At 69.3% G+C, this 12,367-nt stretch carries 11 protein-coding genes and 1 pseudogene; 9 read left to right on the forward strand and 3 right to left on the reverse strand.

The annotated features are described in order from the left end of the window. Positions 1–185 precede the first annotated feature (185 nt). Complete coding sequence (gene yddG, locus KM933_RS20700) at positions 186–1,130, forward strand: aromatic amino acid exporter YddG (protein WP_308013477.1); 945 nt, start codon at positions 186–188, stop codon at positions 1,128–1,130. 27 nt (positions 1,131–1,157) lie between these two features. On the opposite strand, the gene KM933_RS20705 is transcribed toward yddG, so the two are convergent. Continuing rightward, complete coding sequence (locus tag KM933_RS20705) at positions 1,158–2,963, reverse strand: B12-binding domain-containing radical SAM protein (protein WP_308013478.1); 1,806 nt, start codon at positions 2,961–2,963, stop codon at positions 1,158–1,160. A gap of 333 nt (positions 2,964–3,296) precedes the next feature. On the opposite strand from KM933_RS20705, the gene KM933_RS20710 reads away from it, so the two are divergent. The 6 genes from KM933_RS20710 to KM933_RS20735 all read left to right on the forward strand — a co-directional run bounded on the left by KM933_RS20710 (position 3,297) and on the right by KM933_RS20735 (position 9,117). Next, positions 3,297–3,887, forward strand: a complete 591-nt coding sequence (locus KM933_RS20710; RefSeq protein ID WP_221354312.1) for a CypD family RiPP peptide-cysteine decarboxylase — start codon at positions 3,297–3,299, stop codon at positions 3,885–3,887. After that, a complete protein-coding gene (locus KM933_RS20715; protein ID WP_221354314.1) occupies positions 3,880–4,701 on the forward strand; it encodes a class I SAM-dependent methyltransferase in 822 nt (273 codons plus the stop codon). The genes KM933_RS20710 and KM933_RS20715 overlap by 8 nt, the downstream gene beginning before the upstream one ends. Continuing rightward, complete coding sequence (locus tag KM933_RS20720; RefSeq protein WP_221354316.1) at positions 4,614–5,246, forward strand: ABC transporter ATP-binding protein; 633 nt, start codon at positions 4,614–4,616, stop codon at positions 5,244–5,246. Before KM933_RS20715 ends, KM933_RS20720 begins: the two co-directional genes overlap by 88 nt. Beyond that, positions 5,243–6,787 carry a hypothetical protein gene (locus KM933_RS20725; RefSeq protein WP_221354318.1) on the forward strand — a complete coding sequence of 515 codons (1,545 nt, stop codon included), beginning with the start codon at positions 5,243–5,245 and terminating at the stop codon, positions 6,785–6,787. Before KM933_RS20720 ends, KM933_RS20725 begins: the two co-directional genes overlap by 4 nt. Before the next feature lie 601 nt (positions 6,788–7,388). Beyond that, positions 7,389–8,249: a hypothetical protein gene (locus KM933_RS40310; protein WP_221354320.1), complete on the forward strand. Its 861-nt coding sequence runs from the start codon at positions 7,389–7,391 to the stop codon at positions 8,247–8,249. 235 nt (positions 8,250–8,484) lie between these two features. Continuing rightward, the gene (locus KM933_RS20735; protein ID WP_221354321.1) at positions 8,485–9,117 is read left to right on the forward strand and encodes a DUF6368 family protein; all 633 of its coding nucleotides are present in this window, start codon (positions 8,485–8,487) and stop codon (positions 9,115–9,117) included. Positions 9,118–9,177: 60 nt separating this feature from the next. On the opposite strand, the pseudogene KM933_RS20740 reads toward KM933_RS20735, so the two are convergent. After that, positions 9,178–9,564, reverse strand: a pseudogene (locus tag KM933_RS20740) (transposase); the annotation flags it as partial. Between the two features lie 211 nt (positions 9,565–9,775). Here KM933_RS20740 and uppS point away from each other — a divergent pair. Both uppS and KM933_RS20750 read left to right on the forward strand, forming a co-directional pair. After that, positions 9,776–10,639 carry a polyprenyl diphosphate synthase gene (gene uppS, locus KM933_RS20745; RefSeq protein WP_221354323.1) on the forward strand — a complete coding sequence of 288 codons (864 nt, stop codon included), beginning with the start codon at positions 9,776–9,778 and terminating at the stop codon, positions 10,637–10,639. Continuing rightward, entirely contained in the window at positions 10,636–12,099 is a 1,464-nt protein-coding gene (locus KM933_RS20750) for an oxygenase MpaB family protein (protein WP_221354325.1), read from the forward strand. The genes uppS and KM933_RS20750 overlap by 4 nt, the downstream gene beginning before the upstream one ends. A 50-nt stretch (positions 12,100–12,149) precedes the next feature. Here KM933_RS20750 and KM933_RS20755 read toward each other — a convergent pair whose 3' ends face one another. Next, positions 12,150–12,305: a hypothetical protein gene (locus KM933_RS20755; protein ID WP_221354327.1), complete on the reverse strand. Its 156-nt coding sequence runs from the start codon at positions 12,303–12,305 to the stop codon at positions 12,150–12,152. Positions 12,306–12,367 lie beyond the last annotated feature (62 nt).

Here is a 12,367-nt window from a genome sequence, read left to right on the forward strand (position 1 = left end):
CGGGCTTTCCTGCAGGATCTGTGACAGCAGTTGTGTCTGTGTCCGGGCCGGTACCCCGTTTCCCCCCAGCTCGTTCTGCCCGCTGACCGGAAAGCGCGGGGCGGGGTGACGCGCCTCCCTACGATGCCCTCGTGTGGTTCGTGAGTCGGCGGACCGTCATACGCCGGTGGTGAGTTGGAGGGCACGTGAACGCTCGGGACGCGCGAGCCGGCGCCGTGGCGCCGGGGAAGGGCCCCGGCGCCGCGACGCGTCCGGCGCACCAGCTCGGAGCCACCGCGATCGGCGCCGGGGCAGTGCTGCTGTGGGCGTCTCTGGCCCTGTTCACCACGCTGACCGGGCGGATCCCGCCTTTCCAGCTCACCGCGATGGCGTTCGCAGTCGGCGGCGTCCTCGGACTGCCCCGGGCGCTGCGCGGCGGCGGGGCGCTCGTGCGCGCCGTGCCCCGCGGGGCCTGGGTGCTCGGTGTCGGCGGTCTGTTCGGCTACCACTTCTTCTACTTCCTTGCCCTGCGCAACGCCCCCGCGGCTGACGCCGGTCTCATCGCCTATCTGTGGCCGCTGCTGATCGTCATGTTCTCCGCGCTGCTGCCGGGTGAACGGCTGCGCTGGTGGCACGCGGCGGGCGCGGCGCTGGGACTCGGCGGCACTTTCCTCCTGGTCACGGGCGGGCAGGGCGTCCAGTTGCGCGGGGAGTACCTGCTCGGATACGCGGCAGCGGCCGTATGCGCGGTGGTGTGGTCGGCGTACTCGGTGGTCAACCGGCGGTACCCGCAGGTCCCGACGGACATGGTGGCGTTCTTCTGCCTGGCCACCGCGGTGCTGGCGGTTGTCTGCCATCTGCTGTTCGAGGACACTGTCCGGCCCGACGGCGGCCAGTGGCTGGCGGTGCTCGTGCTGGGCCTCGGTCCGGTCGGCGGCGCGTTCTACGTCTGGGACCACGGCACCAAGCACGGCGACATCCGCCTCCTGGGCACCCTGTCGTATTTCGCCCCGCTGCTGTCCACCGCCCTGCTGATCGCAACGGGACGGGCCGATGCGAGCTGGCCCGTCGCCGCTGCCTGCGTGCTGATCACAGGTGGCGCCATGCTCGCCTCGGCGGACGCGCTGCGTACGGCGCGCCGCCGGGGCTGAGCAGGGCGACACCGCCGTGCGAACCGGTCAGGCGTCCACGGGCCAGGTGCCGCGGCGGACCATTTCGGTCACCTTGTCGGCGCCGTTGGCGCGCACCAGCAGTTCCAGCCGCATGCGTTCGATGTCCTCGGCGCTCCATTTCTCCGTCGCCATGGTCGCCTTCTCGTGCGACCAGCCGTTGTCGTAGTGGCGCACGACATAGTCCTTCTGGAAGTCCCACATCTTGGTGCCCGGCAGCGGGGTGACGATGAAGGGGTTCGCGTACGCCATCCCGTGCCCCATGAGCGTGACCGCGTAGTCGATGGTCTTCTCGATCTGCTCCAGCGACTCGACGTACGGTTCGGCCCCGGGCCGCTCGGGCGGGTTGACGAAACCGAGCATGAAACCGCCGGTGACCTGGATGCCGTACTCCGTGAACATCTCCACGATCTCACCCGTGGCCTTCTGGAAGGCGTTGAGACGGGGCTTGCCGGACTGCTCGAGGCTGTCCTCGTTGGCGCTCTCCACGGCCAGGTAGACGCTGTAGCAGCCTCCGTCGGCCATCGCCCTGATCAGGTCGCGGCAGGTCAGTCCGGAACGCATCGCGGCGAGGATGTTGCGGAAGTTGGGATTGCGCCGCTCGGCGTCGTCCATGCTGTTCGCGAACTTCTCGCCCAGATGCAGCAGAACGAGGTTGAACAGGCTCAGGCCGCCCTCCTCCACCCACGGCAGGTCGTGCTTGCGCAGCAGTTCGAAGACGCGCATCGCGTACAGCGGATCGTGCAGCAGATGGTCGTCCTCGATGAGCACCTCGGTCACACCCTGCTTGGTGATCTCGGCGAGGTGCAGATCGAACCAGTCGATGCCCAGCGCCCGCCAGGGACCGTTCACCATCGGGATGTAGCAGAAGTCGCAGCCCACGTTGCAGCCGATGGTCGAGAAGATCTGCGCCCAGGAGCCGTGGTCACGCACCCGCTTTCCCGACGAGTGGTATGCCTGCTGGTACTGGCGCATGTCCAGCATCCCGAAGTCGGGCAGCGGCATCATGGCGAGCCGCTGGTCCAACCCCTGCCGCTTCGGCAGGATACGCATGTACGGCGACTTGGCGGTGGTCCGCACCACGGCGAGGTCGGCCCGCCTGTAGGCGACGCCGGGCACCGCGTCGATGTCGCCACCCTCCTCGGTCAGCGACTGCAACAGCGCGGTGAAGGTCTGGTCGGCCTCGTTGATGACGACGTGGTCGAAGGGGGAGTCGGGTACGGCGTACCGCCAGTCCCCGCTGGGATGGGCGCCGCCCGTGACCGTCACGATCGCCGGGTCGATGTCCTTGACCAGGTCGGCCAGGGCACGCGCGTTGCCCCACTGGACCGTGTAGATGCACTGGACACCGACGACGTCCGGCTCGAACTCCTCGATGACCGCACGCAGTTGTGAGTCCTCGAGGCCGTAGCGGACCAGGCTGCTGCCCCCGCCGATGTCGACGAGCCGGCGTTCCTGCTCCCAGCCGGCGAAAGGCGAGTCGAGGATACGGACGTCGAAGCCGGCGAGGCGGGCGTTGGCCGCGATGCGCAGAAGCCCGATCGGGGTGCCGGCCCGCTTCATGACCTCGAAAGTGTCCAGGCCGAGCGCCCGGAAACTGCTGCGCTCGGGGGAGGGTTCCACGACCCGCGTGTACGAGGGCACGACGAGCAGGACACGGGGCGCCTCACCGCGGGCGCGCCGCCGGGCGCCGGAGACCGAAGTGCGTAGGGAGGGCCTGCCCAGGTGCCGCAAGGGCGGGCGCTGCGGGGCGCTGGAGAACTTGACGACCGGATTCTCGACGACCACAGGTAAAGAGGGCACGGTTTGTGTCACGAGTGCTCCTTCTGACCGGTTGACCAACAGACCGATGCGAACGGGAGTTCGCCCGCCATCGTCGCCCGCCTTATACCGCCCCGAGCGATGTTTCCTGAAAAATGGCGCGAACCGGATCCTCGGGCTGAACGGGCAGGACTCGGCAGCAGGCCCGACCGGGCCCCTCGGCTTTCCATGCGCAGCGTGGCATGCGGTCTCCCACGGATCGTCGGCGAGCGGTCCGGCGGCCACTCCCCCGGTCCGGGATCGATCCGGGCAAAGACCGTCGGCCAGGCCGCCCGTCGGCGCAAGGGCTCACGCGGCGGACAGCCACCCCCACGAGGAAACCACCGGATGAACGTGGAGCGGTTCGAGGGCGCCGAGCTGCACCTCCATGTGACGGGATCCATCAGTGCAGCGCTGGTGCCCTGGTGGATCCACCGGCTGCGGCAACTGCATCCCGAACTGGTCGTCAATGTCTCGGCGGCCCGGTCCGCCACGCGTTTCGTGACGGTCCGGGCGTTGCGCCACCTGGCCGGCGGGCAGGTGTGGGTCGATTCCTGGGACGATCCGCACCTGCCTTCCGAGGCCGACTCGGGGCGGACCGGCGCCTCCGAGTGCTTCATCGTGTTTCCCGCGACCCTGGACACCCTGATGCGTCTGGCACAGGGCCGGGCGGACTCACCCGCCCTGATGATGCTCCAGGTGACGGACCGTCCCATCGTGATCGCCGACACGCTTCCCGGGTCCAACGAGATCGTGGAGAGCAATCCGAAGACCCTGCGGCTGCGCTCGAATGTCGGATTCGCACCCCGGGTGACCGGTGCGCGCGCCAACAGCCGTACGGAGGCGAAGGTCGGATTCAATCTGCCCGGCGCCATCGCCGTTGCCAACGCCATCGCCGTTGCCAACGAGATGGTGAGGAAAGGTCTTTCCCATGAGTGAACCGACTGTCTACGACGCGGCGGCCATCGGCGCCTACGACCTGATCTCGTCGATGCTCCCCCCCGGGTCGGGACTCGCGGCATGGGTGTCCTCCCAGCGGCCGCTGACCGGACGGTCCGTCCTGGACCTGGGCGCCGGAACCGGTGTGTCGTCGTTCGCCCTCGCCGACGCCGGCGCACAGGTCGTCACCGTCGACGCCTCACGCCCCTCGCTGGACCGGCTGGGGAGCAAGCGCGGTGACCGCAAGGTCGACGCGGTCGAAGCCGACTTCCGGGATCTTCGGCTCGACTCCACGTCCGACGTCGTCACTCTGTCCAGGAACACGTTCTTCCTGGCCCAGAGCCACGACGAGAAAATCGGTCTCCTCCGTACCGTCGGACGGCACCTGAAGCCGGGCGGCGCGGCCTTCCTCGACTGCACCGACCCCGCCGAATACCTCCGTGCGGACGGGGACGCCACCTCCGTCACCTATCCCCTGGGCCGCGAACACCTGGTGACGACCACTCAGAACGCCGATCGTGCGGCCCAGGCCGTCATGAGCGTCTTCATGGTCCAGAGCGCCTCGGCCCTCACCGCGTTCCACGAGGTGGCCACACGGGCGACACTGCCGGAGATCCGGCTTCTGGCGCGGATCGCCGGCTTGGAGGTGACGGCCGTCAACGGGTCCTACGCGGGCGACGACTACACTGCTCGCTCACGGGAGATGCTCGTGGTTCTGGAGGCGAAGTGGCCCCTGTTCCTGTCCTTGAGGCCGAGGGCGCGACCGTCACGCTGGGCGACACCACGCTGCTGGAGCCGACGTCCTTCTCGGTGATGCCGGGCGAGGTCTGGTGCGTCACCGGCGGCAACGGCTCGGGGAAGACGACGCTCCTGCGGACCTTCCTGGGCAGCCGGAGTCTCACCGCCGGCTCGTGTTCGATCAAGGGCGAGCGCGCCGACATGGCGAAGCCGCTGCACCGGCGTCTCGTGGCTTCCCTGGTCGACGCGATCCCGTTCGCCCGTGACATGACACTGCGCGAGCAGGTGACCCTGGTCGCCGCCTCCTGGTACGGCAACAGGGCGGAGACCGCCGAAACCGCCGAACGGATCATCGAGCGGCTGGGGCTGTCCCCGCTGGGCGAGCGGTTTCCCCATCAGGTCTCGTCCGGGCAGCTGCAACTCTTCAGTCTGGCCCTGACGTTGGTGCGCCCCGCTGACGTGGTGCTGCTCGACGAGCCCGAGCGACACCTCGACAGCGATCGCGTCGATCTGCTGGCCACCCTGCTCACCGAGCGCGCGCGGGAAGGGACGGCCTTCCTGATCGCCACCCATGAGCCCGCCCTGGTGGAGGCGCGGGACGGCCGTGTGAAGCTGGGATGACGACGGACACCCTCGTGGCGCCCGGGCACGACGCCGCGAACCGCGTCCGCGCCGTACGGCAGCGTCACGCCCGCCGCGGTGACCGCGGCACGGTGCGCGGGCACGCGTACACCCTCTACCTCGTCGCTCTGTTCGCCGTCTTCTACCTGGTGCCGGTCGTGCACGCCCGGAGCACCTCACCGGCACTGGTCTCCGTGGGGCCCCTCGCGGAGACGGTTCCCCCGGCCTGTGCGCTCGCGGTGGCGGTGTGCTGGGGGGCCCAGGTCACCGGTCGGTTCTGGGGGCCGCTGGTGGTCCAGCCGTTCCTGCTGCACGTCCTCATGTCCACGGACATCTCCCCGACGCTCTACCTCGGCACGATCGCCCGGCGCCGGCTGACGTACGCAGGCACGGCCGGGCTGCTGTCGGTCTGTGCGGCGGCGTATCTCGCGACCGACCTCTTCGATGACCTCGACACCGCGGTGCAGGGTCTCGTGTCCGTGCTGGGGCTCAGCGCCCTCGCCGCGTTCGCGTGGCTCTGGGGTCAGGTGCGGGCGCTGCGCGACAATCTGGTGCTCGCCTGCGCGGTCGGCGGCGCGGCACTCGTGGTGGCCGGCGTGAGCCGGGCGGCCCCGGACGGCGCAGTGGGGCTGTGGCTCCTCGCCGGAGTACTGGCGACCACCGCGGCGGCCCTCGGGCGGGCGGCCCTCGGGTCGATCCGCAGCGCCGACCTCGCCCGGCTCGCCCGTGATTCGGCCCGCGCATCCCAGGCCCAGGCATACGCCTGGACCGGGACGCTCCACCACGCGCTGGACCTGTACCGGCCGGAGCCGCACGGTTTCACCTCGGCCCTGATCCATCCGGACGGACGGCTTCGAGGACATCTCTCGCAGGGTGCGATCCGGGCGCTGCGCACGCCCGGCCGCGCGAGCGCGGGCGTGGCACTCCTGCTGATCGGCGGCGCCGTGCTGACGCACGGGGCGGCCGGGCGGGAGAGCGAGCCGGCGTTGTGGCTGTGGGTACTGGGATCGATCTGTGTGTACCTGGGATCCGGGTGGGTGGGCGAGACATGGCGCGGACTGCGCGACGAGCTGACCCTGGCCCCGTTGTTCGGTGGGTGGTGGGGCGGCGTCCTCGCCCGCACGCTGGTCTGGCCCGTCGTCACGGTGACGTCCGGCACCCTCCTGGGCGGCGGCCTCGCAGTCGTCGTCCGGTGGGAGCACCACAGCGGACGTACGGGCGGCACGGTCCTCCTGGTCGCCGGGTCGGTGGTGCTGGTGCTCGGCGCCAGGTTCCTGCGCGAGATGAAGCTGCATCTTCCGCTCGAACTGCTCCTCCCGATCGTCACACCACTCGGCGACCTCTCCGGACTGCGCCTCGTGGCCTGGCAGTTCGACGGGTTCGTCGTCGTGGCGATCGGCATCGCCGTGATGGGCGCCCTACCGTCCGCGGCCGGTGCGACGGCGCTGGCGATCGGTGTCGCCGCCTGCTGTGTCTGGACAGGTCTGCGCCGCACGGGCTGGGCACACCGGGGACTGCTCTCCCGCCTCGGTCGGGTGTAGCACCGCTGGCGGGGCGGCCCCGGGAAGCGGGTCCGCCCCGCGAGCGGGCGTGCCACCCAGGTCCTCGGCATCCTTCCCCTACGCGTACGCGTGCTCGGATCCTCGTCGCCCGGGCCGGCGCGGGTCGTGTCCGGACACGCGCCTGCGAACCCGGGCGGCACCGCGCCAAGCTCACGCTTTCGTCTCGTCGACGGCCGGACCTGGACGTGGCCGACCGGCTGGACCGTCGGATGCGGCGCGCCGATGACGGCCTCAGGGAACCGCTGCCCGAACTGCCGGCCTCCCTTCGCGCATCAGCGAGACTCGCACCGGACCGGGTTCTCCAGGACGGAACGGAAATGGCACCCGGCTGGGTGGACAGCGCCGCCGCCGACCGCCGACCAGTGGCGCCAGGAAGTGCGACAGATCCTCCAAGCACTCGAAACACCCACTGATCACTGATCGTGGCCGTTTCACGGAAGTCGTGACCAGAACCAAGCCGGGCTCTGGTCCACTTCATGTGGTCGCGTACGCAGGATGACTGTTGACCTTCGGCCGAAGGCGGTTGAGTTCGCCCGAAAATCGCTCGGCTGGATGGCGGTGTGGTCGACAGTCCTTCGCTGTGAACGAAATGCTGCCGCGGCTGGACGAGCTGCTGTTCTCCTCGGTCGAGGGCGTGTTGGTGGAATCGGTCGAGACGACCGACACGGTCGTCAGGGTTGCTGCCCGTGTGAACCGGGGTGCAGTGATCACATCGATGAATTTTGATGTCGACAGCGTGTGCGATCGCGGGTTGCGGGGTCTGCTTCATAATCCAGATGTGGACATATCCGATGAGGGACAGCCGCTCGATCCCGTCTGGCTTGAGACCAACAACAACGTGTGTGGTGGCCTGGCAGGAGGCCCGAGTGCATCGTTGGTGGCCAAGCGGTTCACTGGGGCTGGCTGGAGTTCCAGACCAGGCTCGTCGTGGGAATCGTATGAGGTCGAGACCAGCTGGTGCCGCATCGAGGTCGACCCGACCGACGGGGACACGCTTCTGAACGGCGTTGTCGATCCTCAACGGTTCGAGCATCTGGCTGCGCTGCTGACCCGGTTCGGTCTGCGGTTCGGTCTTGAGCTCTATGACGATGACGGGGAACCACTGCGGGAGCTCGGAGCCGGAACCGCGTCAGGGCCTCATGACGCAGCTCCGCGAAGGGTGTCAGCGGCCGGTGTCACTGATGCCGGCGGCGAGCTGCCCGGCCATGTCGGCAACCCACTGCCCGAACGCCGTCGGGGCGACCAGCACACCGAAGACCAGCACGATGAGCACGGTCAGCTGTTCATCGGAGCGCTTACGCGCCTGCGTACGGCGCCGGAGCCTCACGACGATGACGACCGCCAGGAGAACCGTCACGTTGACCGACAGAACCACGAGCCCTCTCCTTCGCACGCACCCCCCTGCCTTGAACCCAGGAGTGGCGAGCGGGGGCAGCAGTGACAGCCCAGATGCGCGGGGATGGCGACAAAGAGCATGTAAACGACCTGAACGGCCAGCTTGCGCCTCTGCGCGTTCCGGGCTGGCGCAGGGGTGACGGCCATTGTTTGGTCACGGTGAGCACCAGTGCTCCGACCGCATGGGTTCGCCGGGTTGGCGGCGTCGGTGCTCGGACCGGCCGGACTCGGTGTGGGAACAATGCGAGCGGTCGCGGAGCCGGTCAAACTAGGCTCCCAGCATGTCTGGTCCGACGTTGGTGATCGAGTTGGCGGAGCCGCTCTCCCCGGCTGCGCTGCGGGGGTTCCGCGCCTTGATGGTGGGGCTCTCCTCCCACTTCGATGAGAGGCGGCCCGGGTTCTTCGACGTCAACGTGCCCGCAGAGCGACTGGGCGTCGAGGACAGGCGAGAGAAGGGCTGGCGAAAGCCGTTCCCGCTGCCGCTCCTCGGCAACACCTCCGCGGACGAGGAGCTCACAGCCCTGGTGGGATTCAATCCGCAGCGCGAGGACTGGCGTCGGCCCTTCCTGGTCTACTTGATGGGGCCGGGCGTCGGCGACGAGAGCACCTTCGAGGCTGAGCACGCGGACGAGCCCGAGGTGGAGGCCATCCTCGGCTTCAGACCGACCCATGCCGTCAATGTCAGCGCCGGCTGCAATCGCGAGACCGACCACGTGACCACAGCCCTGCTGACCGCCGCTGTCATGGACGTCATCGGGGGCGTGGCCAATGTCGAGCTGCTGGACGGACAGGCGTCGGTCGTCGCTGGCCTTCCGGGGGTGTTGGGGATCGCGGGCGACGACTGGATGGCACTGGGATCGGCGGAGTTCCTGCGAGCCTGGGTTGGGCACCCCACCTTCCGGCTGGCCAAGTAGCCCAGACAGATTCGCTGCGGAGGTGGTGCTGTGACCTGGAACGTTCGCCAGGTCACCTGATCATGCGGCGAGAGCGGGTCGGCCGCCCCAGCGGATGTCTTTCTCGCTGCGGATGCGGGCGTGTTCCTTGCGTTCGGCGACCAGGACGTGATGGTGGCGGGCGTTGGCGTTGCGCCGGCGCAGGTCGGCGTGCAGGGCCCGGGTCTGCACGGTGTGGTTGGGGTGGTTCGAGTTGGCGGTGGTGAACTGTGGCAGCGGTCCGAAGTGCGCTTCGATCGGGTTCGCCCACGAGGCGTAGGTCGGGGTGAAACACAGCTCGACCTTGTGCTTCTTCGCCCAGCGGCGGATGTCGGTGCCCTTGTGGACGGACAGGTTGTCCATGATCACGTAGATCGGTGCGCCGTCCGGGCGTGCGGCGCGGATCGACTTCAGCGCGGCCAGCGTGTTATGCGATCACAGCACCAGGTGTTCGATCGCGGCTACCGCAGGAACGCCACCAGATGCCGGCTCGAGGAAATAGGACACACGAACCAAGGGTGGTGGCCACCCGCTTGGCCGGTCAGGACCCATTCACCCTGTCAAACTCCCGTGGGAGAAGGCTCCGTTGGGACGTGGGCGAGGGAGGCAGCGAGACAGGGTGAGTGTAACCGAGCACGGTATGGCTGATCGTGCCGCTGCGGACGGGACGGGTCCGGGTGCGGCGGACCATGGCGTCCCGCGCGTCCGCGTGGTGGCGGAGGACCGGCCGGGCGGGCGACAGTACGGCGACAGCCCCGGCGACCGACGGCAGCGCGACGGGGCGGCGCGTGTGGTGCCGCGGCACGTGGCTTGCGTGATGGACGGCAACGGCCGTTGGGCGCAGCGGCGTTCGCTTCCTCGTACGGCGGGTCATCGGGCTGCTGAGAGCACCGTCATCGACGTCATCGAGGCGGCCCGGGCCGCCGGTGTTGGGTGGCTGAGCCTGTACGCGTTCTCCACCGAGAACTGGAACCGTCCTGGCGTCGAGGTCGACTATCTGATGCGGCTGGTGCGCCGGGTCGTGCGCAAGCACGCGCCGCTGCTGCTGGCCCGTGGCATCCGCTGCCGTTTCCTGGGGGTCGCCGACCCGCGTATCCCCCGTGTGCTGGCCCAGGATTTCGAGGATCTGGCGACGCTGACCGCCGACAACCGGGGGATGACGCTGACCGTTGCCTTCGACCACGGGGGGCGCCGGGACATCGTGGAGGCCGCAAGGTCGCTGATCCGCAACGGGACACCCGCGGACGAGGTGACCGAACGGCTCTTCGCGGACCACCTGCCGTTCCCCGACACCCCCGACGTGGACTTGGTCATCCGCACCTCCGGCGAGCAGCGCATCTCCAATTTCATGCTCTGGCAGGTCGCCTACGCCGAGTGGGTCTTCCCCGAGGTGCTCTGGCCGGACTTCCGGGCGCCCGACTTCCTCGCCTGCCTGCACAGTTACCGGCGCCGCGACCGCCGCTTCGGCGGCGTGCCGCCCCTGACCGACGGAGACCCATCATGACCACCGGAACCACGGGAACGGCCGACGAAGCGCCCCTGTTCGGGCCACAGTCGCAGTTCAACAGCTTCTTCGACGACCCGCGCTGGGCGCTTGCCATAATCCGCGCCACCGTGCTGGAGGCCGCGCACCCGCAGATCGGCGGCGCCCTCGTCGACAACTCCACCTTCGTCGCTCACCCCTGGCGCCGGCTGCGCAACACGTTCCTGAGCATGCGGCGCATGTTCGGCAACGACCCGGTGGTACGCGAGAGGGAGGCCGCCCGGCTCAACCGGCTGCACGCCCGCATGAGCGGCACCGACTCCCGCGGCCGCGCCTACGACGCCATGGACCGCGCGACCCGCGCCTGGGTGGTCGCCACCCTCTTCGAGAGCGCCGTCACCATGTGCCGGCTCAGCGGCCAGCCCCTCGACCAGGACACCATGGAGCGGATGTACGCCGAGTACCGCACCTTCCTCGCCGCACTCGACGGCGACGCCACAGAACTTCCCGAAGACCTGAATGACTTCTGGCCGTACTTCGACCGGGTCGTCGAGAACGAGCTGGAGAACACCGAGGCAGCCCGCGTCATCCTCTACCGGCTCTTCGACCACCTGCCCGCCCCCGCCCTGCTGGACGGCGCACCGACGCTGTGGGCGGCCGGCCGCGCCGTCGCCGGCCCGCTCCTGGGCACGATCACCGTCGCCTCGCTCCCCGAACCGTACCGGCGCCGGGCCGGCCTGCCCGAGATGCCCGGCGCCGCGACCCTGATGCAGGGCGCCTACCTCGCCGCCGGACTCGCCCGCTTCCTTCCCCAGGGCTGGATCAACGCCGAAAGCATCATCGAAGCCCTCTCACTCTCGCCCGACAGCGACCACCCCCGCGCCCGGACCGTCGCCGCCCTGACCGCCCGTATGAAGCGGGCATCGGCCTTGCTCCGCCTCCTCACACCGCTGGGCGGCGACGCTGATCCTGACCCGGCGGCTTCAACAGGCACGGGAGAGGGCCGGCGCTCGGCGGAGGAGTTCTTCCGCAAAGTGCTGGACCAGACCGGCGACGGGTACCTCGACTGGCCCGACCTCGCCGCCATGGCCCGCGAACTCTCCACCCGCCTCGACCTTGACGAACCCGAGGAGAGCCGGCTCTACGACGCCTTCGCCGCCTGGTGGCGCGAGCTCCAGGCCGCCCTCGACACCGACGGCGACGGCCGCGTCAGCGCCGAGGAGTACGCCGCCGCCGTCCCCTCCCTCGCCGGACCCGCGCTCATCCGCGTCGCAGAGGTCCTCTTCGACGCCACCGACAAGGACAACAGCGGGAGCATCGAGGCCGACGAACACCGGGCCCTCTTCCGCACCGCCTTCCACCGCGACCTCACCACCACCGACGGCACCTACGGCCGGAGCGCCTTCGTAGGCGACTTCCTCTCCTTCATGTCCGGCCGCCGCACGAGCACGCAGTACGACCCGCTCCTGGCCGACGCTTAGACCGTCTTGGGAGGCAGAAGCTGACTGCGTCGAGGAGGTCAAGAACACCATCAGAGAACACCGTGAGGATGTGACGGATCGGCGCCGGCGACAGCGGGGGCCGCTTCGTCCAGGACTGCCGGAGGGAAGAAGAGGTCCTCGAGCGCGTCCGCAGCGAGGAGGAAAGCCGTCATCACGACCGGTAGAAGCAGGGCGAGCAGGATCACAGAACCTCCCGGCAGGTCGGTCTGTGGGCTTCGCGGCCCGGCGTTCAGGAGGACCTGAATGG

The organism is Streptomyces beigongshangae (assembly GCF_019710745.1).
Taxonomy (GTDB): Bacteria; Actinomycetota; Actinomycetes; order Streptomycetales; family Streptomycetaceae; genus Streptomyces; species Streptomyces beigongshangae.